Source organism: Actinokineospora terrae, assembly GCF_900111175.1.
GTDB lineage: Bacteria > Actinomycetota > Actinomycetes > Mycobacteriales > Pseudonocardiaceae > Actinokineospora > Actinokineospora terrae.
Window position 1 is genome coordinate 483,096 of record NZ_FOGI01000007.1, and the last position, 22,412, is coordinate 505,507.

At 67.2% G+C, this 22,412-nt stretch carries 26 protein-coding genes; 20 read left to right on the forward strand and 6 right to left on the reverse strand.

Annotated elements, in window-relative coordinates:
- Positions 1–161: 161 nt before the first annotated feature.
- Together BMY07_RS33760 and BMY07_RS18695 are read right to left on the reverse strand one after the other, a co-directional pair.
- Positions 162–887, reverse strand: a complete 726-nt coding sequence (locus BMY07_RS33760; RefSeq protein ID WP_143073540.1) for a hypothetical protein — start codon at positions 885–887, stop codon at positions 162–164.
- A gap of 5 nt (positions 888–892) precedes the next feature.
- Positions 893–1,456, reverse strand: a complete 564-nt coding sequence (locus tag BMY07_RS18695) for a papain-like cysteine protease family protein (RefSeq protein WP_092779923.1) — start codon at positions 1,454–1,456, stop codon at positions 893–895.
- 185 nt (positions 1,457–1,641) lie between these two features.
- On the opposite strand from BMY07_RS18695, the gene BMY07_RS18700 reads away from it, so the two are divergent.
- From BMY07_RS18700 to BMY07_RS33765, 8 genes are all read left to right on the forward strand, one after another.
- A complete protein-coding gene (locus BMY07_RS18700) occupies positions 1,642–2,595 on the forward strand; it encodes a hypothetical protein (RefSeq protein WP_092779925.1) in 954 nt (317 codons plus the stop codon).
- Between the two features lie 5 nt (positions 2,596–2,600).
- Positions 2,601–4,037: a GuaB1 family IMP dehydrogenase-related protein gene (locus BMY07_RS18705; protein WP_092780081.1), complete on the forward strand. Its 1,437-nt coding sequence runs from the start codon at positions 2,601–2,603 to the stop codon at positions 4,035–4,037.
- 67 nt (positions 4,038–4,104) lie between these two features.
- A complete protein-coding gene (locus BMY07_RS18710; protein ID WP_092779927.1) occupies positions 4,105–5,157 on the forward strand; it encodes an ABC transporter ATP-binding protein in 1,053 nt (350 codons plus the stop codon).
- Positions 5,154–5,936 carry an ABC transporter permease gene (locus BMY07_RS18715; protein ID WP_092779929.1) on the forward strand — a complete coding sequence of 261 codons (783 nt, stop codon included), beginning with the start codon at positions 5,154–5,156 and terminating at the stop codon, positions 5,934–5,936. Before BMY07_RS18710 ends, BMY07_RS18715 begins: the two co-directional genes overlap by 4 nt.
- 151 nt (positions 5,937–6,087) lie before the next feature.
- Positions 6,088–6,633 carry a hypothetical protein gene (locus BMY07_RS18720; protein ID WP_177215634.1) on the forward strand — a complete coding sequence of 182 codons (546 nt, stop codon included), beginning with the start codon at positions 6,088–6,090 and terminating at the stop codon, positions 6,631–6,633.
- A gap of 52 nt (positions 6,634–6,685) precedes the next feature.
- The gene (locus tag BMY07_RS18725) at positions 6,686–7,165 is read left to right on the forward strand and encodes a DUF2975 domain-containing protein (protein WP_092779933.1); all 480 of its coding nucleotides are present in this window, start codon (positions 6,686–6,688) and stop codon (positions 7,163–7,165) included.
- A complete protein-coding gene (locus BMY07_RS18730; RefSeq protein ID WP_092779936.1) occupies positions 7,165–7,371 on the forward strand; it encodes a helix-turn-helix domain-containing protein in 207 nt (68 codons plus the stop codon). The genes BMY07_RS18725 and BMY07_RS18730 overlap by 1 nt, the downstream gene beginning before the upstream one ends.
- Before the next feature lie 1,606 nt (positions 7,372–8,977).
- On the forward strand, positions 8,978–9,529 hold the full coding sequence (locus BMY07_RS33765) for a hypothetical protein (RefSeq protein WP_143073542.1): 552 nt from the start codon (positions 8,978–8,980) through the stop codon (positions 9,527–9,529).
- A gap of 78 nt (positions 9,530–9,607) precedes the next feature.
- Here BMY07_RS33765 and BMY07_RS18735 read toward each other — a convergent pair whose 3' ends face one another.
- Both BMY07_RS18735 and BMY07_RS18740 read right to left on the reverse strand, forming a co-directional pair.
- Positions 9,608–10,396 (reverse strand): inositol monophosphatase family protein, encoded by a 789-nt coding sequence (locus BMY07_RS18735; protein WP_092780083.1) that lies wholly within the window; start codon positions 10,394–10,396, stop codon positions 9,608–9,610.
- Positions 10,393–11,253, reverse strand: a complete 861-nt coding sequence (locus tag BMY07_RS18740) for a DUF5919 domain-containing protein (RefSeq protein WP_092779938.1) — start codon at positions 11,251–11,253, stop codon at positions 10,393–10,395. Before BMY07_RS18740 ends, BMY07_RS18735 begins: the two co-directional genes overlap by 4 nt.
- 177 nt (positions 11,254–11,430) lie before the next feature.
- On the opposite strand from BMY07_RS18740, the gene BMY07_RS18745 reads away from it, so the two are divergent.
- From BMY07_RS18745 to BMY07_RS18785, 9 genes are all read left to right on the forward strand, one after another.
- A complete protein-coding gene (locus tag BMY07_RS18745; protein WP_092779940.1) occupies positions 11,431–11,868 on the forward strand; it encodes a hypothetical protein in 438 nt (145 codons plus the stop codon).
- A 41-nt stretch (positions 11,869–11,909) separates the two neighbouring features.
- Complete coding sequence (locus BMY07_RS18750; protein ID WP_143073543.1) at positions 11,910–12,197, forward strand: hypothetical protein; 288 nt, start codon at positions 11,910–11,912, stop codon at positions 12,195–12,197.
- Complete coding sequence (locus BMY07_RS18755) at positions 12,194–12,514, forward strand: hypothetical protein (RefSeq protein ID WP_143073544.1); 321 nt, start codon at positions 12,194–12,196, stop codon at positions 12,512–12,514. The genes BMY07_RS18750 and BMY07_RS18755 overlap by 4 nt, the downstream gene beginning before the upstream one ends.
- A 36-nt stretch (positions 12,515–12,550) precedes the next feature.
- The gene (locus BMY07_RS18760; protein WP_425426323.1) at positions 12,551–12,889 is read left to right on the forward strand and encodes a helix-turn-helix domain-containing protein; all 339 of its coding nucleotides are present in this window, start codon (positions 12,551–12,553) and stop codon (positions 12,887–12,889) included.
- A 217-nt stretch (positions 12,890–13,106) separates the two neighbouring features.
- Entirely contained in the window at positions 13,107–14,516 is a 1,410-nt protein-coding gene (locus BMY07_RS18765) for an FtsK/SpoIIIE domain-containing protein (protein WP_342741545.1), read from the forward strand.
- A complete protein-coding gene (locus BMY07_RS18770; RefSeq protein WP_092779948.1) occupies positions 14,513–14,932 on the forward strand; it encodes a hypothetical protein in 420 nt (139 codons plus the stop codon). The genes BMY07_RS18765 and BMY07_RS18770 overlap by 4 nt, the downstream gene beginning before the upstream one ends.
- The gene (locus tag BMY07_RS18775) at positions 14,929–16,524 is read left to right on the forward strand and encodes a replication initiator (protein WP_092779950.1); all 1,596 of its coding nucleotides are present in this window, start codon (positions 14,929–14,931) and stop codon (positions 16,522–16,524) included. The genes BMY07_RS18770 and BMY07_RS18775 overlap by 4 nt, the downstream gene beginning before the upstream one ends.
- 15 nt (positions 16,525–16,539) lie before the next feature.
- A complete protein-coding gene (locus BMY07_RS18780; RefSeq protein WP_092779952.1) occupies positions 16,540–16,728 on the forward strand; it encodes a helix-turn-helix domain-containing protein in 189 nt (62 codons plus the stop codon).
- A gap of 18 nt (positions 16,729–16,746) precedes the next feature.
- On the forward strand, positions 16,747–17,985 hold the full coding sequence (locus BMY07_RS18785) for a tyrosine-type recombinase/integrase (protein WP_092779954.1): 1,239 nt from the start codon (positions 16,747–16,749) through the stop codon (positions 17,983–17,985).
- Between the two features lie 27 nt (positions 17,986–18,012).
- Here the strand turns inward: BMY07_RS18785 and trhA are convergent, their stop codons facing one another.
- Both trhA and BMY07_RS18795 read right to left on the reverse strand, forming a co-directional pair.
- Positions 18,013–18,636: a PAQR family membrane homeostasis protein TrhA gene (trhA, locus tag BMY07_RS18790; RefSeq protein ID WP_092779956.1), complete on the reverse strand. Its 624-nt coding sequence runs from the start codon at positions 18,634–18,636 to the stop codon at positions 18,013–18,015.
- Between the two features lie 122 nt (positions 18,637–18,758).
- Positions 18,759–19,196 carry a CoA-binding protein gene (locus tag BMY07_RS18795; protein WP_245782471.1) on the reverse strand — a complete coding sequence of 146 codons (438 nt, stop codon included), beginning with the start codon at positions 19,194–19,196 and terminating at the stop codon, positions 18,759–18,761.
- Positions 19,197–19,245: 49 nt separating this feature from the next.
- On the opposite strand from BMY07_RS18795, the gene BMY07_RS18800 reads away from it, so the two are divergent.
- The 3 genes from BMY07_RS18800 to BMY07_RS18810 form a co-directional block, all read left to right on the forward strand.
- The gene (locus tag BMY07_RS18800) at positions 19,246–20,022 is read left to right on the forward strand and encodes an isoprenyl transferase (RefSeq protein ID WP_177215635.1); all 777 of its coding nucleotides are present in this window, start codon (positions 19,246–19,248) and stop codon (positions 20,020–20,022) included.
- 493 nt (positions 20,023–20,515) lie between these two features.
- Positions 20,516–21,880: an RNA 5'-3' helicase PhoH2 gene (gene phoH2, locus BMY07_RS18805; protein WP_092779960.1), complete on the forward strand. Its 1,365-nt coding sequence runs from the start codon at positions 20,516–20,518 to the stop codon at positions 21,878–21,880.
- 385 nt (positions 21,881–22,265) lie between these two features.
- The coding region (locus BMY07_RS18810; RefSeq protein ID WP_245782488.1) for a helix-turn-helix domain-containing protein at positions 22,266–22,412 on the forward strand (147 nt) is incomplete at its 3' end.

Below are 22,412 nucleotides of genomic sequence, written 5' to 3' on the forward strand. Positions count from 1 at the left end.
ATCAAACCGCTCAAAGCAGCCCCCGATATACAGCCTACCGGGAAGCGCCAACAGAACGGGCCGACCGACCAGGCACCCTGTGGACAACTCCAACGAACAACAGCGGATGGCGGCGATCCCGGGACCTCCTCAAGCCCAGAACCACCGCCACCCGCCACCCCTTAACGTCGTCGCAACGCAGGCCCAGTAGTCATAGCAACCACCGCGGCGACGCCAAGAACCAGAACCCCAAGCACAGCCCAAGGCGTGCTACCGCCACCGGTAGGGCTAACCACCCCCGTGCTCGGGGAAGCAAACCCACCCGCGAGCCCAGACCGGTCGTAAGCAGACCCCGGCATCTTGTCGCCATAGCGGGCGGCTACGTCCCGCTGGTACTGCGACAGCGACTGCACCTTCCCAGTAGCCAGCGACCGGATGGTGCTACCCGTGACCGCGTACCAAGCGTTGGTTTGCGGTTCGCGGAGCAAGAGTGCGCCCGCGGGGACCTTGCCCGCGTTGCGGAACTCCAAGTCGCCCGCCGCGATGTTGGCGACGGTCCACGCGCCGGAAGGTGAGCGGACCGTCCAAACCGAGGCGGTAGAGCTACCTGCGGTTGCGGGGACGGCGACGTAAGCGAGGCGGCCGACCTTGGGGGAGCGGCCGGATACGAAGTCGGGGCTGAGTTCGTATACCGGGACTGATGTCCCCCCGACCTGTGGGGCGGCGAGGCCGGAGACCCCGAGGAACTTGCCCACGGTGGCGGTGACGTCAGGTGCGCTCGCGGCTGCTTGGGCCTTAGCGCTGTCGGCCGGTGTAACAGCGCCTTCGACCGGGTCGGCGCCCGCGTAGCCGGATAGGCCTAGGACTCCGATTGCGGTGAGAGCGAGGGTTGTGAGGATCTTGCGCATGCCGTTCACCGCCTGATTCCGGTCAGGGTGTGGGTCCACGAGAAGCTGGAGTTGTTGACGTAGTAGCTGTAGGTGGCCCAGTTGTAGCGGTAGTTGTCCGGCCACGGGTCGCCCCAGTAGACCCAGCTCTTGGCCGAGTCGAAGCCGTAGAGCACGTGCATGTGGCCGCCGCCGGACTTCCACAGGATCCGGGTCTCGATCGGCTGCGCGGCGTTGAGCTGGGACTGCACCGCCGAGTAGCTGATCGTGTTGTAGACGTAGGAACCCGGGCTGCTGAAGCCCAGCCGGGAGAAGCCGTTGCGGACCTGGGCCAGGTCCGCCTGGTCGTTGGGGCACTGCGTGCCGGTGCTGCGGTTCTTGGCCAGCGCGCAGAAGTTGTTCTGGGACACGTTCACGCCGTGGGACGCGGCGATCGACGTGCCGGACGCCGCCCAGCACCAGTTGGTCTGCTGCTGGGCCTGCATGGTGAACGCGGCGGCCGCCTGGGCCGACGCCGGGGAGCTGACCAGCCAGGCGAGGACGGCCACGAGGGTGGCCGCCAGCGCCGAGCGGGTCGCGGGGCGGGACATTGTGCCTCCTGAAGACGCAGGGTGGAGTGCACGGAAGAGTGCGATCACCGCGTTTCGGGCGACAAGGGCCGCGCAAGGGCTCCCGGACCGTTCCAGCGCGACGGCGCACCTTTACCCACCGGTAGTGCGTGGCTACTGTGAACGTTCACCACTATTCACCCGTTCGAGAATGTCCCGGAGTCGCCGTGACCGCTGACGCGCTGGCCGACGCACTGCGCCGCGGCCCGTTCCACGTGGCCCTGCGCACGGCGATCGAGCACCGGGGCCTGTCCCTGGCCCGGCTGCGGGCGCACCTGGCGCGCATCGAGGTGACCGTCGCCGAGTCCACTCTCAGTTACTGGCAGCGCGGTCTCCGTCACCCGGACATGCCGCACGCGCTGTCCGCCGTGCGCGGGCTGGAGATCGTGCTCGGCCTGCCCGCCGACTCGCTCGTCGTGCTCATCGGACCCCGCCAGCGCGGCACCCGGACCCGCAAGCCGTCCGCGTCGTTCGCCGAGATCGTGGTGGCCGGGCCGACCACCCGGGAGCTGCTGGCTCAGCTGGGCGTCGACCCGGAGCGCTGCAACGCGGGCCTGGAGCTGCGGATGACCCACGAGCGGGTCAGCATCGCCGCCGACCGCACCCAGGGCCGCATCCACACCAGGTTGGTGAGCGTCGCGCGCGAGCAGGGCATCGACCGCTACATCGCCGTCTACCACGGCGAGCCCGACTGCGACATCGACCGCGTGCGGATCGTGGCCGGGGACGGCTGCCGCCTCGGCCGGGTGCGGCGCAAGGGGATCTGCGTGGCCTTCGAGCTGATGTTCGACCGGGGGCTCGCCGAGGGCGACACCGTGGTGCTCAGCTACTCGCTGGAGGACAAGTCCGAGCTGGAGTGTCCCGGCTACTACCGGATCTTCCGCGAACCCAGTGGCCCCTTCCTGTTGCAGTTAGAGCTACCGCCCGGCGACCCGCCTGCCCGGTGCGTGCAAGAGGTGCGGACCAACGACATGCGCCCGCCCTCGGTGTCCGCGGACCTCTACTGCGATCGGGGGTACGTCGTGAGTGCGTACTACCCAGGGGTCGACAGCGGGATAGCCGGTATCACGCTGGAGTGGTCGGAGAACCCGGCGGAACCCCGGGCGCACCCCGTACCGTGACGGGGGTGCGCTTCCTCAACGGCGAGCCCGCCCACGACCTGACCTACGACGACGTCTTCCTGGTGCCCGGCCGCTCCGCGGTCACCAGCCGGTTCGACGTCGACCTGGGCACCTCCGACGGCACCGGCGCCACGATCCCGATCGTCGTGGCGAACATGACCGCGGTCGCCGGGCGCAGGATGGCCGAGACGGTCGCCCGCCGCGGTGGCCTGGTCGTGCTGCCCCAGGACGTCGACCCCGCCGCTGTCGGCGACATCGTGACCTGGGTGAAGTCGCGGCACCTCGCGTGGGACACGCCGCTGGTGCTGACCGCGAACGACTCGGTCGCCGACGCGCTGAACCTGCTGCCGAAGCGGGCGCACGGCGCGGTGGTCGTCGTCGACGGCGAGGGTCGCCCGGTCGGGGTCGTCGACGAGGCCGCGTGCCTGGGCGTGGACCGGTTCACCAGGGTGGGTGAGGTCGCCGACCGCGCGATCGTGATCCTGCCGGTGGACAGCCCGCCGCGGTCGGTCTTCGACTCGCTGCACGACCACTCCGCGCGGGTCGCGCTGGCCGTCGACCCGCAGGGGCGGCTCGCGGGCGTGCTCACCGGCGTGGGCGCGTTGCGCGCGGACATCTACGCGCCCGCCAAGGACGCGGCGGGCCGGTTGCGGATCGCCGCGGCGGTGGGCGTGAACGGCGATGTGGCCGCCAAGGCGGCGGCGCTGCTGGAGTCCGGTGTGGACACGCTGGTGGTCGACACCGCGCACGGCCACCAGGAGAAGATGCTGTCCGCCTTGAAGAGCGTGCGGGCGCTGAACCCGGGCGTGCCGGTGGTGGCGGGCAACGTGGTCACCGCGCAGGGCGTGCGCGACCTGGTGGACGCGGGCGCCGACGTGGTCAAGGTCGGCGTCGGGCCCGGCGCGATGTGCACCACCCGCATGATGACCGGCGTCGGCCGACCGCAGTTCTCCGCGGTGCTGGAGTGCGCGGCCGAGGCGCGCTCGCTGGGCAGGCACGTGTGGGCGGACGGCGGCGTCCGGCACCCGAGGGACGTGGCGCTGGCGCTGGCCGCGGGCGCGTCGTCGGTGATGGTCGGCTCGTGGTTCGCGGGCACCTACGAGTCGCCCGGCGACCTGCTGCGCGACGAACAAGGCCGCCCGTACAAGGAATCCTTCGGCATGGCCTCCAAGCGCGCGGTGTCGGCGCGCACCCGGGCCGACAGCGGGTTCGACCGGGCGCGCAAGGCGCTGTTCGAGGAGGGCATCTCCTCGTCCAGGATGCGGCTGGACCCCAAGGCGCCCGGCGTGGAGGACCTGCTCGACGGGATCTGCTCAGGCGTCCGCTCGGCGTGCACGTACGCGGGGGCGGGCAACCTGGAGGAACTGCACGACCGCGCGGTCGTCGGTGTCCAGTCCGCAGCGGGGTTCGCCGAGGGAAGGCCGCTTCCGTCCGGTTGGTAGCGGCATTTCCGTTCACTCCACAGCGAACATCCGCCAACTCGGTTGACTCCGGGCATATGGTTGCCCGGTGAGAGCAGTCGAGGTCAGCGACCTTGTCAAGCTGTACAAGAAGAACCCCAAGCCCGCGGTGGACGGCCTGAGCTTCGGCGTCGAGGCGGGCGAGGTGTTCGGCTTGCTGGGACCCAACGGCGCCGGGAAGACGACCACCGTCGGGGTGTTGACCACCCGGGTGCTGCCGACCGCCGGGCAGGCGTCGGTGCACGGTGTCGACGTCGTCCGCGACGCGCGCCGGGCCCGGCAGCTGCTGGCCGTGGTGCCGCAGCGCAACAACCTGGACAGATCGCTCAACATCCGGCAGAACCTGCTGTTCCACGCCGCCTACCACGGTGTCCCGCGCGCCGAGCGCAACGCGCGCGCCGACGAGATCCTGGACCGGATGGGCCTGGCCGACCGGGCCAAGGACAAGATCGACATCGTCTCCGGCGGGCAGGCGCAGCGGGTGATGATCGCCAGGGCGCTGATGCACCAGCCGAAGGTGATGTTCCTCGACGAACCGTCCACCGGGCTGGACCCGCAGGCGCGGCTGTTCGTGCACGACCGGGTGAAGGACCTGCGCGCCGAGGGCGTCACGGTCGTGCTCACCACGCACGACATGGACGAGGCGGCCAAGCTGTGCGACCGGGTCGGTATCGTCGACCACGGCAAACTGCTCGCGTTGGACACTCCTGCCGCTCTTACCCGCGGCCTGCCCGGTAGCACCACAGTGAGTGTCACGGTCAACCTGGCGAACACCCCGGTGGAGCTGGTCGAGAAGGCCCTCGCGGGCATCGACGGCGTGGAACGGGTCGAGCGCATCGGTTCAGGTGGACCGGCGGTAGCGCTACCTCCCGGGCTTCCACCGGCAGCTTTGGCCGCTATAGCCGCAAAAGCCGCCGAGGCCCCGGCAGCGCCATCGCCCACGGGTCAGTTCCGGCTCTACACCGGGCACGAGGCAGCGGTAGTCCTACCGGCCGTGCTGCGAGTCCTGGGTGACACCTCGTGCGACGTGACCGACCTGTCCATCGGCACACCCAGCCTCGAAGACGTCTTCATCCACCTCACCGGCCGGGAGCTGCGATGACCACCGCCCCCTCGCCGCTGCGCACCTTCGGCTCGGTGCTGTGGCGCGACACCTTCGTCACCGGCCGCGAACTGGTGCCGTTCCTGGCCCAGGTGATCATCCAGCCGTTCTTCACGCTGTTCATCTTCGGCAAGGTCCTGGCCAACCTCGGCTACGTCGGCCCGGACTACGCGGCCATCCTGCTGCCCGGCATCGTCGCCCTCAACGGCTTCCTCGGCGCGCTGCAGAACACCACCATGCCGCTGATCATGGACTTCTCCTGGACCCGCGAGATCGAGGACCGGCTGCTCGCCCCCATCCCGATCGCCTGGGTCGCGATCGAGAAGATGCTCTTCGGCGCCCTGCGCGGCGTCGTCGCCGCGGTCGTCATGATCCCCATCGGCTTCCTCATCCTCGACGGCGTGCACTGGCCCGCCTCGGCCTGGCTCCCGGTCCTGCTGATCGTCGTCCTCGGCTCCCTGGTCGGCGCCGCGATCGGCATGACCATCGGCACCTCGGTGCAGCCGCGGCAGATCAACATCCTGTTCGCGGTGATCCTGGTCCCGCTCATGTTCACCGGCTCCACCCAGTTCCCCTGGATGGGCCTGGAGAGCGTCCGCTGGTTCCAGGTCCTGTGCGCCCTCAACCCCCTCACCTACGTCAGCGAGGCGATGCGCGCCGAACTGGTCCCCCAGGTCCCGCACATCCCCGTCTGGATCAGCCTCCTGGTCATGCTCGTCGCCTGCGCGGGCTTCGGCACCCTCGGCATCCGCGGCTTCCTCCGCCGCGCCCTCGACTGACGTTCGTCCTGTGGGCCCTCGCGTGACCGGTATCCGGATGGCGCATTGCCCGCGCGGGTCGGCCCCGAGCACGATCGGCTGAGTAGGTCGGGGCCGCGGATCCGGGTCCTGGCAAGCAGACCGCGCTTGGCTGACCCGAAGGCGGTAGCGGATGACGTGGTCGGGATCTGTCCCTGTGGTGCGCCGGGCGCTCGTCGTCGGAGCGGTGTTCGTCGCGTTGATCGGCGTTGGTTGGGTGCCTGCCAGCGCGCGGGTGACGGCGGTGGTCGACGCCGAGTGCCTGGGCACGTTCGACCGGGTGTTCACCCCAGCGGTCACCACCACCCCGCAGACCGTGTCGGCCGCGGCCAGGTACACCTACGGCACCTGCCTGGTCGGCCCCACCGCGACCGGCACCGCGGTCAACAGCGCCACCCTGTCGTGCGTGCCGGTGGTACCCGGCGTGCCGCCCGAGACCGAGGTCGTCACCTGGCTCGACGGCACCGGTGACACGAGCACGGTCGGGTGGTCGAACTCCACCGTCGTCGGTCAGACCGTGGTCCTCACGGGGGAGGTGACCGCGGGCAGGCACCTGCACGCGTCCGCCACCAAGGTCACCTCCGGGCTCAGCTACCTCGGCAGCGTCGCGGGCTGCCTGCTCGGAACCCCCATCGCCAGCACCACCGGCGTGGTCGACAGCTTCCTGCTCACCGGGTGAGCATCGATAGCTAGCGATTGACTTTCGATAGATTCCCCGCGACACTCGATGCATGGTTGCTGCGCATCGAGCGGTACTGCCGCTCCGGTTCCTGCTGGTCGTGCTCTTCGGCGTCCTGGTCCTGTTCCAGACCCTGTCGCTGCCGGGGCAGTTCGCGCACATGGCGCGCGAGGACCCCGAGCTCGCCTACCTGCGCTGGCCCGCGACGGGGGTGGCGGTGTTCTGGGTGCTGTGCGTGCAGGTGGTGATCGTGTCGACCTGGAAGCTGCTCACCCTGGTCAAGACCGACCGGATCTTCAGCGAGGACTCGCTGGTGTGGGTGGACGCGATCGTGTGGGCCATCGCCGCGGGTGGGGTGGTGCTGGTCGGCGTGCTCGGCTACGTCGGGTTCAACGCCGACGATCCGGGGTTGCCGCTGCTGCTGTTCCTGCTGACGGTCGGCGTCACCGTGGTCGGGCTGCTGGTGGTCGTCCTGCGCGCGCTCCTGCGTCAGGCGTCCGCGCTGCGGGCCGACCTGGACTCGGTGATCTGATGCCGATCGTGGTCCGCATCGACGTCGAGTTGGCCAAGCGCAAGATGAGCGTGGGGGAGTTCGCCGAGCGGGTCGGGCTCACGCCCGCGAACGTGGCGGTCCTCAAGAACGGCCGGGCCAAGGCCGTGCGGTTCAGCACGCTGGAGGCCATGTGCCGGGTGCTGGAGTGCCAGCCGGGGGACCTGCTGGAGTGGATCCCGGACTGACCTACGGGTACATCGCCAGCCAGATCGCCACGTAGTGGGGCCCGCGATCCCGCGACCTCGGGCCTGTCGGCGAAACTGGGCCTGACCAGCAAGAACACCTCTCGACACTTCTCGGCGTTTGTGGCTGCTCCCTGACCTCTCACGGCCTGCGGACGGCCTGGCGGGCCCTGGTCTCACAGCGAGACCAGGGCCCGCCGTTCTCGTCTCTAGGGCTTGGACTACCCCGGCTTCCTCGTCCTCGGCCGCCCTTGCGGTGAGAGCTGGTTGTCAAGAGTGAGGCTCCGCCTCATCGCGTCAGCGACGCCGTCAGGCGCTCTTGATGACCGGCTCTCACCGTAAGACGATCGGGCCGATGAGGAAGCCCTCGCGTGCTCCGCTGACGCCTCCGTCCTCCGCGCTGCCTGTGTGGCGCGGCACCTCCCACCGCCAGGCTGCAACCTGGTGCCGCGCGCCCGCGCGGGCGGAGCGAAGCGGGAGCCCGCGCCGTGGCGCGACGGACACCAGACCACCAGCCCAACGCGCTAGGCCCACTGGTGCCGCGCCGCGCAGGCGGCGCGGCCTTGATCCCATAGAGGCAAGTTCAGCAGAGTTCTAGGTAGCTCGAAGCTGCTCAGATCATCCTGACGGAAGCTGAAGATCACAGCAAATTGCCAAAGCCGGAATAATTCGGCATTTGTCATACAGGAAGCGCAATCTTGGCTGAACTATTAAACTCGATTCATTTTGCCAGCTGGCAAGCAGGATCCTTGCGGCCCTCCAAGTTTACCCGTAGGATCCTGCATCCTTAGTACTCTTCATGCTGCGGACGGAAGCCGGGTTTCGGATGACAAGAGTTCCTGAAGATGTTTACGAAGAAGATTATTCTTGGCCCGAAGAGCCAGTGGCTACTTACGCTCAGGCTATAGACAGGCTTCAGGAGAAGTGGGCCGGTCGCGTAGATATTGACCTAGTTTGGATGGGAAAGCGTGGCCCTGGACGCGATGCGCGCCTGGCATTCCTTGACCACAACCGTATTGAACTGTTTGCTCGCAGAATTCGCTCAGCCGCGCACGCAAGCTTGTTTGAAAACGTCATAGACGGCGCATGTCCCATATTTGGTCGCCACGCCCTATGGTATCCAGGTTCCGACACGATAGTCGCCCGAATCGTGGGAGACTACGCTGGGATGATCAATTTTCTGGGTCGCCGAATTGCCCGCCTTCAACCTGGGGCAAAGGTTTCCAGGGAAAGTTCGCTCGGTCGTGACGTACTCGGTCTGCTTCAAAGCGAAGGGGTTGTTATAACGGCAGAGCCGCAGTCTTCCGCGTCAAACTCGGGACGAACCTTAAGAATAACGAACGCGACCCGCGACTTGGGGGGCTTCTATCGCAACAGGTACCAATACGGGAGCTGGCTGTCCCTAGAGATGCGCAACTTCGGGGTCACGGACGTGTCTGCCGCAGAGTCCATCCTTACTGGGCACGGCTCCAGCTTTCTTTATGGCATTACACGTTCTTCGGGCGTTTCGCTACGGCTCTGGGATTCCAGTTCCCGACTGACCATTCGGAATCGCCGAGCCGATAGGACGATAAAGTTTCCGACGCGCAGGTATGAAGAGATACCTGCAATGTTGTACGCAAAGGCAAGTGAAGCGGGAAGGGACTCGCTCGAAAGGTACCTCAAGTATTATCAAGTCCTGGAATACTTCATGCCTAGAGCATCAGAGGATCTCAAGTTAGCCCAGAATGCCAACTCAATGCGTAAAACTCTAACGCCATACCCCATCGGAGATGAAAATAGAGATAATCTCGGCATCGAAAGGAATAAGCTGGAAGCGGTGATTGACGCAGCCACGACAAGTGTCCAGGTTATCGGTTTTCTTATGGGAGGTCCGACCCTATCTGTATTGAGCAATGCTAGGGTCTTGCAGGATGTGCACGCTTTGCCAGCGGATCCTGCCGGAAAGATAATTAGTGGAGTGATATATCAAAAAGAAGTTGCGAAGCGGGTATATGCAATCCGATGTCGAATCGTACATACGAAGGAAGAGTTCAACAACGGCCACGTAGGCCCTCTGCTTCCCTACGGTCGTGAAGCGAGGGACCTTGAGCCTGACATTGGACTCGTCCGCTTCCTGGCAGAACGCGCACTCCAGCACTGGTCCCAGCCGCTGAGCTGACTTGATGGCTGGCCGATTCGCTGGACTAACGCCCTGTGGGTGATGTCCGCAGGGATCGATGACGGTGGCAGATGTATGTCAGCGGCGGTCTTCTCGGAGTAGACGCGCGAGTTCGTTGGCTATGCCCGGGGTGGCGGCGACGGTGGTTGTCGACTGGAAGTTGTGGGGTTGTCCGGTGATGTCGGTGACGAGTGCTCCGGCTTCGGTGGCGATGAGGATGCCTGCGGCGGTGTCCCAGGGGTTGTTGGACAGGATCACGGTGGCGTCGGTGCGGCCTTCGGCGACCCAGGCTAGGTCGATTGCGGCTGAGCCGAACATCCGGATCCGCTCGACGCGGTCGGCTAGGCGTGTGGTGATGGCTAGTTGGTCGCGGTTCTTGTACTCGGCGTCGGTGCCCACGGCGTAGTCGCCGAGTGAGACGAACGAATCGGCGAGTGACGTGGTCGTGCTGGTGCTCATGCGGCCGTGGGCTGAGTAGGCACCGGCTCCCGATACGGCGGTGTAGTGCATGTGCAGGGCCGGGAGGTCGATGACGGCGACTACGGGGCGTTCGTCGACGACCAAGGCGAGGGATACGGCGTAGAGGGGGACGCCGTGGACCAGGTTGGAGGTGCCGTCGATGGGGTCGAGGGTCCACATGGATCGGCCGACGTCGGTGGAGCCTTCTTCTTCGCCGAGGAAACCGATGTCTGGGGTTTGCTCGTGCAGGTAGGCGCGTACGGCTCGTTCGATGCCGATGTCGAGGTCTGTCACCCGGTCGCGGTCGCCCTTGTCGTGGACAGACAGGGAGCCTGCTCGGTCGATCAAGTCTCGGGCGAGGGTGACGGCGTCTTCGGCGATCTTGAGCAGTGGTTGGTAGTCGGTCACGCGGTGACCTGGCGGGAGCGGGTCCACAAGGAGTTGAAGACCTCGTTGAAGGTGTCGAATAGGCCCGGGTTAGGGCCGTTCTCGGCGACCAGCGTTGGGGATTCGAGTCCTCGGCCGTTGGGCAGGTAGGGCTGCACGACGCACAGGGTGTCGTTGACGATGGTGATGTTGAAGCGGATGGTCTCGTCGTAGACGTGCAGGCGCAGGCGTGGGGCTGCCTCGGGGCTGAGTTTGAGGGCTACGCGCTTCATGGCCTCGATGTTGACGCGGGTCAGGGTGGACAGCAGGTCTTCCGGGTGGTCTTCCTCGACGCAGCGGCGGCGGATGGCTTCGCCGTCGGGGTCGAGGAAGAGGCAGTGAACCTCAGCGCCGGTCTCGATGAGATCGACTAGGTCGCGGTCAGGGTACTGCTGGCACAACAGGTTGAGCGACAGCCCTGCCATGCGGATGCTGCTGGCGCCGTCGAACAGCTTGTGCGGCGGCATCTGGTGGTGGAACTCGGATCGGCTGATGTAAGCCGCGGTGAGTCCCGCGAGTTCAGGACGAGCCTGGGTGGACGCGGTGGCGACCTCGGCGGGCTCGGGGACGAAGTTGATCGCGCCAGCCGAGGGGCCGAAGAGTTGTTCGGCGGTCCAGTTCGGGAACATCTGTTCCAGGACTCGGCAGTGTTCGCCGTAGGGCACGCCGATGAGTTCGCCGGACAACCAGCGGTAGTACTGCGCCTTGCTGGGGTAGCCGCGCATCAAGCCAGGGTCGATCTTGGCGGCGGCCTTGTCGTACTCCCGGCAGAAGCTGGGATAGCCGCGCACCCGACGTTGCCGGAGCAGCTCGCGCAACAGCGTGCCGGATTCACCCATCACCGCGCCTCCGTGTGACTCGATGCGGTCAAGGCTACCACGAGTGAGACAAAACGAGACTGATGGAGCCTTATTGATCTTAAGGGAGACCACAGCGGTGTCGAGAGTGGACTTCCAACGAGCCGATTTTGTAGTCAGCGGTCAAAGAGCGGCCGGTGACGCAAAGGAGCCAGGCAGATGGGGATCACGAAGGGACACCGTTTCCCGATCACGTTCGCTGATGCGTTCCCGCAGGGGTTGGTGTTGGTGGGCGAGGTAGGGCCGAACACGGAGTTTCAGTCGCGGGAGGATCGGGCGGCGGGGCGGCCGGTGCGGCAGCGGGTGGATGAGGTGAGTGGGCAGCGGCAGTGGAAGGCCACGGTCACCGACCCGAGTGAGGTGAACGCGAAGAGGGCGTCGTTTGAGGTGACGTTGTTGGCTGATGTGCAGCCGGTTCCGACGTCGGTGGAGGCGTTGCCGGGGATGCGGGCGGTGGAACTGGTCGGGCTGACGGCGGAACCTCGCGTGTCGGGGAATGGGGAGTTCAAGTACCTGTCGTACATCTATCGGGCGACTGGGTTCGCTGGCGCTGATTCGCGCGGGAAGTCGCCAGAGGCGTCGGGGAAGGCGGCGTGACGGTGATGGGTTTCGCGTCATCCGGTACCCCCATCGGGAGCATGCCGCCTGAACTGGTCGAGCGCTGGGAGGCCGCGTACTCGCGGTACGACGGCGGGGACCTTCACGACATGGCGGACGTCTCGGCGGCGGTGGGGACGTTGTGGCGAGAGATGGCCACCGCCGTGCCCGGAAGTCCGTGGTGGTTGGTCGCGGCGCTGGTCACCGCCGCTGAGGCGTTCGAAGCACAGTCGCGGGACTGGGCGGGGCGGCAGCGTGCCAGGACTGACGGCCAGGTCCGCCATCTTCCCGGCGCGTTCGACCGATCTGCACAAGGTCTGGGGCGGTGAGTGCGGTGGAGTGCGCGCGGAACGTCCCGAAGGTTGCTCCGGTGGGCGGGAATCAATTCGTGTTGTCACGGCTCCCACAGACGACGGCAGAAGTCCGGGCACGGGCGACGGAATTGGGGCAGGGCTGGCCCGCCTTCGTGCCGACCTTGGTTTCCGATCTCGATGACCTCATCAACTACGCGCGAGAGGTCAAGGAGAGCTTCGCGAAGGAGACCTTCGGCGAAGGGTCTGCGATCGACAACCTGGATTCCACCGCGTACGGGGTGATCGAAGCGTGTCGATGGCTTCAGGTGTTCCAGTTCCGGGACAGGGACTGACACTTGGAGCGTGGAGGGCCTACGGGGTGGGCCGGTGTGGCGAAGGTGATCACTGATCGACTGGCCGTGTTGGGGATGCGGCAGCGGGAGTTGGCGGAGCGGGCGAAGGTGTCGCAGGCGATCGTGCGGGAGTTGCAGTACGACACCGATCGGCGGCGGCGTAGTGCCCGCACGCTTGAGGCGATCTCGATCGCGCTAGGGCTGCACCCGACGCACCTGTTGGATGTGGCGCTGGGGAGTGTGCCCAAACCGGTCCCGCTGCCGGAGGACCCGCCACAGGACTTCTTCGTGACGTGGGCGCAAGAGCAGGCGCGGCTGATGAGTCTTGTCGAGGATCTGCACCGAAAAGTCGACGAACTTCGCCGTTCGCGTTGAACGTTTCGTTCTAGGGGCACAGAAGCGGTCAGTGGGGTGCGCGCCAGTGCCCGCTTCTGTGCCTGTCTACTCGTGAGGGAGCAGACGTGGAAATCCTAGACACCGTGGCCTGTGGTGCGGGGATGTCGTTTCAGGGACCGCATCGGGTGATGTGTGGTGGTGGTCGGTGATGGGTAGGTGGGCTGATCCGGCGCCATTGGAGGTTTCGCGGCCTCGGTTGCCGTGGTGGACGCTGCTTCCCGGTAAGGCCCAGTTGGTCCTTCTGCCGGTCGCTGCGGTGTGGGTCGCTATATGGCTGGCGGCGCGGGCGCTACGGGTCAGTTGGTATTACCCGGCGACCATGGCGGCCTCTGCGCTCGGGATTGGCGTGTGGGCATGGCGCGGACCGTGGGTGGCGGGTTCGGCGGTCGTCGCGATCGGTGTTGCCGTGTTTGTGTGGTGGTGGCGGGCCACGGACCGGTTCAGCGCTCGGATGTGGTGGGCACGTACGGAGTTCCGGCGGATCGCGGTGTACGCGCGGCAGTGGCGCACCGTCATGCGCTTGGCGAACCTGGACGGGCGGGCTCGCGGTCGAGAGTACCTGCCTCGGTTGAGGCGGACGCGGTCGGAGGGCTGGCGGGACCGGGTCCGGGTGCGGATGGTCAAAGGCCAGGCACCGGAGCAGTGGGAGGCGCGGGCTTCCGGGTTGGCGCACTCGTTCCGGGCTCGCTCGTGTCGGGTTCGGGTGATCAAGCCAGGGACGATCGAACTGGACTTGGTGCACTCGGACCCGTTGGCCTCACCGGTGACGCTTCCCCAACTCGGTGACGCGGTCGATCTGCGGCGGGTGACCATCGGGCGCACTGAGACAGGTAAGCCATGGCACCTCCGGTTGCTGGGCAACCATGTGCTCACCGTGGGGGCAACAGGGGCGGGCAAGGGCTCGCTGCTGTGGTCAGTGATCTGGGCGTTGGCACCCATGGTCAAGGCCGGGGCGGTGCGACTGGTCGGCGTGGACCCGAAGGGTGGGATGGAACTTGGCCAGGTCCCTGACGTCTTCGACCGGGTCGTCTATGACGGTGGGGAAGCCGCGGTGACCCTGCTGGAACAGACCGCCGCTGACGTGCGGGAACGGGCTGGGTCGTATCGCGGGGTGCGACGCGGGTGGTCCCCGGAGACCGGTGATCCGTTCACGGTGCTGGTGGTCGATGAGTTGGCGGACTTGATCGCCTACCAGCCGGACAAGCGGCTGCGTGAGCGTGCGCAGGGAGCCTTGCAGACCATCGCATCTCAAGGCCGCGCACCAGGACTCGCGGTACTGGGGTTCGTGCAGGACCCGCGCAAAGAGGTCGTCCCGTTCCGGCACCTGTTCCCGACCCGGGTCGCGATGCGCCTGGACGAACCGACACAGGTGGACATGGTCTTGGGCGACGGCCTGCGTTCACGCGGCGCCAACGCCCACGAGATCCCCGACGCGACACCAGGCGTCGCCTGGATCAAACAAGACGGACAACGCGACCCGGTACGGGCACGCGCGTTCAACATCACCGACTCAAACCTGGTCGAGCTGCGCCACTACATCACCGGCACAGCCGCCACCGTCATCCCCTTCCCCGAAAACACAACACATGGAGGACAAGCAGCATGACCGCCACACTCGACACCCGCCCGGCCCGCGTCGACATCTGGGCCGAACTCCCCCGACTCGCACAGGCGGCCCGCGACCACGTCGAACGTCACCCCGAACTGTCGGTGGCCAGCATCGACGTGTTCACCACCGATCTCGCCTCCGGCCGGGTGGAGATCTACGTCTGCGGGGACCTCCCGCTCTCCTGCCTGCGACTGCTCGCCTGGTGGGACACCTTCGCAGGCACCTCGGCGTGCTTGGAGATCGAGGACGACCCCCAGCAGCCCAAGGCCATGCTGTTCGGGCGCCTCCAGGACGGCACCCAGGTCACCGTCGTCGCGCCACTGGCCGAAGAGCACGTCATCGGCGTCGACCGCACCAGGATCGGTGACTGGGTCCTGGACTGGCTCCGCGCTCACGCCGTGGCGACCACATGACGGCCAACGTCACACCCCTGCACCGGGGACCACTCGCCACAGACGTCATCCGCAGCACCGCCGAACAACACGGCGTGTGTGTCCGACCGTTCACCATGGAAGTCACCGACCCTGCTACCGGCACGATCAACTACATCGGTGTCCCATGTGGCTCCACAGTGGAATCCATCTGCCTGCCCTGCGCTCGCAAGGCTCGGTCCCTGCGGATGACCCAGTGCCGAGAGGGCTGGCATCTCGCCGAGGAACCCGTCACCGCTGCTAACGAGCCCACCGGCGAACATCGGACCCTGGTGGAGCGGCGCGCTGATCTCGTCGCCGAATACCGGATTTCAGCGGGCGCGGACGCGGATGACCTGCGGGAGGAGATCCGCTCCCTGGACTGCGAGCTTCACCAGCTCGGCGTCCGGGGACGGCTCCCCAACCCGGACGGGGCGGACAAGCGTGCCCCGGTGCGGTCGACCAAGCGGCGCCAGGACGCGCCGAACCTGCCTCGGCGGCGGGTGGAGAAGCGCACCGTGGGCCGTGAGTACGCAGGAGGGTTCCGACCCTCGATGTTCGTGACCCTCACCTGTGACACCTACGGCCCCGTCCGCTCCGACGGCTCCCCCATCAACCCGGACCGATATGACTACCGGCGAGCAGCCCGCGACGCCGTGCACTTCGCCTCCTTGGTCGATCGCTGGTGGCAGAACCTCCGCCGCGTCGTCGGCTGGGACGTGCAGTACTTCGCCACCGTCGAACCCCAGAAACGCGCAGCACCACACCTGCACGCCGCATTCCGAGGGACCGTGTCACACGCAGTGCTGCGGCAGGTCACCGCTGCGACCTACCTCCAGGTGTGGTGGCCAGCCCACGACCACCTGCTCTACGGCGGCGCTCACCTGCCGGTGTGGTCCCCGGATGCGGCGGGGTTCATCGATCCTCAGTCACGTCGACCGCTCACCGCCTGGGCTGATGCATTGGACCAGGTCGAAGTCCCGGCACACGTGGTCACCTTCGGTCCGCAGGTGCACTCCAAGGGCATCCTGGGTGGTACCGAGGAAGCCGGGCGGCATGTCGGCTATCTGACCAAGTACCTCACCAAATCAACGGGTGAGGTGGTCCAGGCCGATACCCACACTCAGCGCGACCACCACGACCGGCTCCACGCCGAGCTGGCCGTAACCCCCTGCTCTCCCAGGTGCGCGGTCTGGCTCCTCTACGGCGTCCAACCCCTTGGCGCCACGTCCAAGACCACCCCCGGGCATTGCAAGGGCCGCGCCCACCGCCGTACCACTCTGGGGCTGCCTGGTCGGCGGGTGCTGGTGTCACGGAAGTGGTCGGGCAAAACACTCGCCGACCACAAGGCAGACCGATCGGCGTTCGTAGCCGACACCCTGGCAGCGGTCGGAATCGTCAAACCGGCACGAGACACCTCTGCATTGGTCTGGCGCAAGCTTGCCCCCGGGGATCGCAACGCACCACCCAGGGATCACCTCGTCATGCGCGCCATCGCCGAGCGCGTCACCTGGCGAGCTGAATATGAACGCGCACTGCTCGCCGCGCAACCACCGGATCCGAGTCTTTCAGCAACTCTGCCCATGGTGGCTTGAACAGGGAGAACTGCGGTGGACAACGTTCGACACATCACGCCCCTCTGGACCGTCGATGACGTCGCCGAGTACCTCGGGGTTCCTGTCAAGACTTTGTACCAGTGGAAGTGGAGGGGTGAAGGTCCGCCGGTCCGGAAGGTAGGACGGCATCTCCGATACGACCCGGCCGCCGTGCAGGCGTGGTTCCTCGCGGATGCGGCCTAGCACCAGGAAAGGACGTCGATGGCGCACATCCAAGATCGCTGGTACCGGAAGGTCGTCGATCCGGTCGACGGGAAGGCTCGTCGAGAGAGGACGGCCCTCTACGGCAAGGGCGACCGGTACAAGGTTCGGTACCTCGACCCTGAAGGGCGAGAACGGTCGAAGTCGTTCCCGGACCGCAAGAAGAAGGATGCCGACGACTTCCTGATCGCTGTCGAGAACGACAAGCGGGAGGGGAAGTACCTCGACCCCGATCGGGCGCGGATGGGTTTCGTGACCTTCGCCAACCAGTGGGTCGACTCTCAGACGTTCGACTACACGACCCGGGAGCGCATCTCCGGGAGGTTGCGGGTCCACCTCTACCCGTTCTTCGAGAGGAAGTCCCTCGGCGCGATCAAGCCGGGCGAGGTGCAAGCGTGGCTGCGTCAGTTGCAGGACAGAGCCGTGTCGGTCAACTACCGCGTCCTGCTCTTCACGCACCTGGCTTCGATCCTCAACGCCGCCGTCGATGACAAGCGCATCCTTGAGAACCCCTGTCACGCTCGGAGCATCACGAGGCCGCAGGTCGAACAGAAGCGAGTGTCTGTCTGGTCGGGCTCACGGGCTTCAGCCGTCCAGGACGCCCTACCGGACAGGTTCAAGATCGCTGTCCCTATGGGGGCTGGATGCGGACTGCGGCAGGGTGAGGTCTTCGGCCTCTCACCGGATGACCTCGACCGAGAAGCCGAAGTCGTGAACGTGCTCCGTCAGATCCGGCTCGTCGGGAACCAGCCTGTGTTCGCCCCACCCAAGCGGGGGAAGACCAGGAGTGCACCTCTTGCCAGCGCCGTCCTGCGAGAGTTCGACGAGTACATGGAGCAGTTCCCGCCCACGACGCTCACCCTGCCCTGGCTACACCCGGAGGGGGACCCTGTCACCGTGCGAGTGATCATGGTGGACGAGGACGGCGGGGCGTGCCGACGCGGAGCGTTCAACCTCCGCGTCTGGCGACCGGCACTCATCCGGGCCGGGATTGAGAGCCCGACCCGCGACGACGGTATGCATGCGCTCCGCCACCTCTTCGCCTCGGTCCTGCTCGATGCCGGAGAGTCGATCAAGGCTGTCGCCGAGTACCTCGGACACAGCGACCCGGGGTTCACGCTGCGTGTCTACACGCATCTCCTGGCCAGCAGCCACGACCGCACCCGCCGAGCTGTCGATGCCTTCATCGACGGTCTCCACGACCCGGACGCTCCCGGTGACGGCCTGCTGGCGGCCTGAGTAACCACCGAACCCGTGAATCCCCAGCTACGGGTACATCGCCAGCCAGATCGCCACGTAGTGGCAGATCGCGGCGAGGACGGTGGCGGCGTGGAAGAACTCGTGGTGGCCGAAGGTGCCGGGCCACGGGTTCGGCCATTTTGTCGCGTAGAACACGGCGCCGACGGTGTAGAACAGGCCGCCGACGAGCAGGAGCACCAGGGCGGCGACACCGGCGTGCGCCAGCAGCTGCGGCAGGACGAACACCGCCACCCAGCCGAGGGCGATGTAGATCGGCGTGCCCAGCCACCGCGGGGCGTGCGGCCACAGCAGCTTCAGACCGACGCCGAGCACCGCGCCGCCCCAGACCACCGCGAGCACGATGTAGCCGGTCGGCTGGTCCATCGCCAGCAGGCTGAACGGCGTGTAGGTGCCCGCGATGAACAGGAAGATCATCGAGTGGTCGAGCCGCTTCATCATGGTGTGCGCGCGCTTGGTCACCCACCAGCGGCGGTGGTAGAGCGCGCTGACCCCGAAGAGACCGAGCACGGTGGCGCCGTAGATCGCGGTGGCCAACGCCGCGGTCGCCGACACGGTCGCCGCCATCGAGACCAGCGTGCCCCCGGTGGCGAACGACAGGAAGAACGACCACATGTGGATGACCCCGCGCATACGGGGCTTCGCGTGCCGCGGACTGGGCGCGGTCGGGGTCGCTGCCGTCACCCCACCGAGGTTACGGGACCGTAGGTTCTTCCGCCGGGCATGTGTGCGCCGGACCACAACCGGCCGGTATCTCACGACCAGCCGACGACCTCGCGGTGCTCCACCGCGAAGCACCGGTCCATCACGACGTCGAGTCCGCCTGCTGCGGCCAGCAGGGCCGCTTCCGTGTTGATCACCCCCAGTTGCAGCCACAGCGCCCCGGCGCCCACCGCGACGGCCTCGTGCGCCACCTCCACCGCGTGCTCAGGCCTGCGGAACACGTCGACGACGTCGATCGGGCCCGGGACTGCGGCCAGGGACGGGTACGCGGGCAGTCCCTCCCACTCGGTGAGGGCTGGGTTCACCGGAAAGAGGGTCAGGCCGCTGGCCACCAGGTAGGACGCCACGCCGTGGCTTGGGCGGGTGGGGGTGGCGCTCAGCCCGACCACGGCGATCGTGCGCGACTCCCTGACCAGCCGTTCCACCACGGCGAGGTCCTGCCATATCGGATCGATCTCGGTACGGTGCACGTCCCCAGTGTCCCCCGGACCGGGCCGGTGCGGCGTAACCTTGTCGGCCGTGAGTCTGCGGCGGCGCGTGGCCGACATCGTCTATGGCATCTACGAGAAGCGACTCGTCCAGCAGGCGGGCGGGCGCACCCCCCGGCACGTCGGGGTGATGCTCGACGGCAACCGGCGGTGGGCGCGGGAGGCGGGCTTCACCGACGTCAACGACGGCCACCGGGTCGGCGCCAGGCGCATCGCCGACCTGCTCGGGTGGTGCGAGGAAGCCGGGGTCGAGGTGGTGACCCTGTGGCTGCTGTCCACCGACAACCTCAACCGCGACGCCGCCGAGCTGCAGCCGCTGCTGGAGATCATCGGCGACGTGGTCGACGAGCTGGCCGAGCCGGGCGCGCCGTGGCGGCTGCGCATCATCGGCGCGCTGGACGTGCTGCCGGTGGAGACCGCGACCAGGCTCAAGGCCGCCGCGGGCCGGGCGGCTGGCCGAGAGGGCGTCGAGGTCAACATCGCGGTCGGCTACGGCGGCAGGCAGGAGATCGCCGACGCGGTGCGCAAGCTGCTGCAGCAGCACGCCGAGGCGGGCACCAGCATCGAGGCGCTGGCCGAGGTGCTCGACGTCGACCACATCTCCGAGCACCTCTACACCTCCGGCCAGCCCGACCCGGACCTGGTGATCAGGACCTCCGGCGAGCAGCGGCTCTCCGGCTTCCTGCTCTGGCAGTCGGCGCACTCGGAATTCCACTTCTGCGAGGCCTACTGGCCGGATTTCCGCCGCACCGATTTCCTGCGCGCACTCCGGGCGTACGGAATACGCCACCGCCGATTCGGTTCTTGATCTCGCGAACCGCCCATTTCGCCGGGTGGTGCGGGTTTTACCGCCGTACCGGTGGTCCCGGCCCTGGTCCGATACGCAGCGTCAAGGTCGCTAGGGGCCGACCCCCTACCGGTCGGGTGTGGATGCCGAGACTCGTTCGGCCGCTGCCATCCGTGACCGGTTGTGCTACCTGGGTGCCCGAGCGATAACGCTGCGCGTTCGCGTGGACCCGGGATGTCACGATGATGACGAAATGGAAAATCACCTGGCTGGCAGCGTGCCGATTGTCGGACTCCGCAGGTAGCTTTCGAAGTGTCGGACCGTGTCCACTGCGGCCCGTCCCGGGAGGCCCTGGTCGTGAGAGTGACGATCGCGAGGGGGCCGGCGCCCGGCTCCCGCGGGGAGCGAGGTGGACGCCGGTAAGACCGTGCGTCGGCTTCGCAACCCAGCCAGGGCCGGTTGCCCGGCCCACCGAGGAAGCGGGCGCGGGTGCCGCGCTCGCGAGGGAGTTGCCGTGACTGCTTCGCGTTCGTCCACAGGCCTTTCCTCACGTCAGTCGAGCTCTCAGGAGGCAGAACCAGCCAGGCGCACCTACGTCCTCGACACCTCCGTGCTGCTGGCGGACCCCTGGGCGCTGACCAGGTTCGCCGAGCACTCGGTGGTCGTCCCGCTGGTGGTCATCAGCGAGTTGGAGGGCAAGCGGCACCACCCCGAACTGGGCTGGTTCGCCAGGGAGACGCTCCGGTTGCTCGACGACCTGCGGCGGCTGCACGGCAGGCTCGACAAGCCGATCCCGGTCGGCGACGGCACCCTGCACATCGAGCTGAACCACTCCGACCCGTCGGTGCTGCCGCCCGGCTTCCGCACCGACGGCAACGACGCCAGGATCCTCGCCTGCGCGCTCAACCTGGCCGCGGAGGGCCTCGCGGTCACGCTGGTCACCAAGGACATCCCGCTGCGGGTCAAGGCGGGCGCGGTCGGCCTCGACGCCGACGAGTACCGCGCCGGTGAGGTCAGCCCGTCCGGCTGGAACGGCATGGCCGACCTCGACGTCCCGATCGAGGCGGTCGACGCCCTGTTCGAGTCCGGCAGCATCGACCCGGCCGACTACGGCATCCCCTCGGCCGCCGAACTGCCGACCAACACCGGCCTGCGGTTATTGGCCGGGTCCTCCAGCGCCCTCGGCCGCGTCACCGCCGACAAGCAACTGCGCCTGGTCCGCGGCGACCGCGAGGCGTTCGGCCTGCACGGCCGCTCCGCCGAACAGCGCATCGCCCTCGACCTCCTGCTCGACAACGACATCGGCATCGTCTCCCTCGGCGGCCGCGCGGGCACCGGCAAGTCCGCACTGGCACTGTGCGCGGGCCTCGAAGCCGTCATGGAACGCGGCCTGCACAAGCGAGTGGTCGTCTTCCGCCCGATGTACGCGGTCGGCGGCCAGGACCTCGGCTACCTCCCGGGCACCGAGAGCGAGAAGATGCTCCCCTGGGCCCAAGCCGTGTTCGACACCCTCGGCGCCCTCGTGGGAAAACCCGTCATCGACGAGGTCCTGCACCGGGGCATGCTCGAAGTCCTCCCCCTGACCCACATCCGCGGCCGCTCCCTCCACGACACCTTCGTCATCGTCGACGAGGCCCAGTCATTGGAACGCAACGTCCTGCTGACGGTGCTGTCGCGGTTGGGGTCCGGTTCGCGGGTCGTGCTGACGCATGATGTTGCTCAGCGGGACAACTTGCGGGTGGGCCGCCACGACGGGGTGGCGGCGGTGATCGAGAAGCTGAAGGGGCACCCGCTGTTCGCGCATGTGACGTTGACGCGGTCTGAGCGGTCGCCGATCGCCGCGCTGGTGACGGAGATGCTGGAAGACCACGCGGGTTAGAGGCTGTTTTAGCTTGACTGCTGCCGGTGGGACCGCGTGCCCCACCGGCAGCAACACTTACAAACCCTGCGACGTCGGCCCCAACCCGGCCTTCACAATCGTTGGCCCTCACGCGCCCCTCTACAACGTTGGCCAACCACCCGGACCTCACAGACGTTGGCCAGCCACGCGCTCCTCGGAGTCGCTGGTGCCAAGCCGGCTCGATGGGGCGGACTTGTTTTGTGTGGGGGAACGGCACCCGTAGCGTCGTTCGCGGACAGGGCCACGCTTTGCGGTCCTGCCACGGGTGTCGTAGGGGCCCTTGGCCTCAATTGGTCGATGCGCCGGTGTGGGATGATCTTCGTGGTCGAGTGATCGGAGATCGTGTTCGGTGGCGTGTCGTGTGGTGTTGGGTTTTGACGAGCGGGAGACGATCTCGCGGGAGTTGCGGGCTGGGCGGTCTTTCCGGTTTATTGGGAGGGTGTTGGGGCGGCATCATTCGGTGGTCGCGCGTGAGGTGGCTCGTAATGGTGGTCGTGTCGCTTATCGGGCG

What these genes read in the sequence shown, in the direction of transcription:
- BMY07_RS33760 (WP_143073540.1), bottom strand. Translation starts at nt 887, where the DNA reads ATGCGCAAGATCCTCACAACCCTCGCTCTCACCGCAATCGGAGTCCTA.
- BMY07_RS18695 (WP_092779923.1), bottom strand. Translation starts at nt 1,456, where the DNA reads ATGTCCCGCCCCGCGACCCGCTCGGCGCTGGCGGCCACCCTCGTGGCC.
- BMY07_RS18715 (WP_092779929.1), top strand. Translation starts at nt 5,154, where the DNA reads ATGACCACCGCCCCCTCGCCGCTGCGCACCTTCGGCTCGGTGCTGTGG.
- BMY07_RS18720 (WP_177215634.1), top strand. Translation starts at nt 6,088, where the DNA reads ATGACGTGGTCGGGATCTGTCCCTGTGGTGCGCCGGGCGCTCGTCGTC.
- BMY07_RS18725 (WP_092779933.1), top strand. Translation starts at nt 6,686, where the DNA reads ATGGTTGCTGCGCATCGAGCGGTACTGCCGCTCCGGTTCCTGCTGGTC.
- BMY07_RS18730 (WP_092779936.1), top strand. Translation starts at nt 7,165, where the DNA reads ATGCCGATCGTGGTCCGCATCGACGTCGAGTTGGCCAAGCGCAAGATG.
- BMY07_RS33765 (WP_143073542.1), top strand. Translation starts at nt 8,978, where the DNA reads ATGTTGTACGCAAAGGCAAGTGAAGCGGGAAGGGACTCGCTCGAAAGG.
- BMY07_RS18740 (WP_092779938.1), bottom strand. Translation starts at nt 11,253, where the DNA reads ATGGGTGAATCCGGCACGCTGTTGCGCGAGCTGCTCCGGCAACGTCGG.
- BMY07_RS18745 (WP_092779940.1), top strand. Translation starts at nt 11,431, where the DNA reads ATGGGGATCACGAAGGGACACCGTTTCCCGATCACGTTCGCTGATGCG.
- BMY07_RS18750 (WP_143073543.1), top strand. Translation starts at nt 11,910, where the DNA reads ATGCCGCCTGAACTGGTCGAGCGCTGGGAGGCCGCGTACTCGCGGTAC.
- BMY07_RS18770 (WP_092779948.1), top strand. Translation starts at nt 14,513, where the DNA reads ATGACCGCCACACTCGACACCCGCCCGGCCCGCGTCGACATCTGGGCC.
- BMY07_RS18775 (WP_092779950.1), top strand. Translation starts at nt 14,929, where the DNA reads ATGACGGCCAACGTCACACCCCTGCACCGGGGACCACTCGCCACAGAC.
- BMY07_RS18785 (WP_092779954.1), top strand. Translation starts at nt 16,747, where the DNA reads ATGGCGCACATCCAAGATCGCTGGTACCGGAAGGTCGTCGATCCGGTC.
- trhA (WP_092779956.1), bottom strand. Translation starts at nt 18,636, where the DNA reads ATGCGCGGGGTCATCCACATGTGGTCGTTCTTCCTGTCGTTCGCCACC.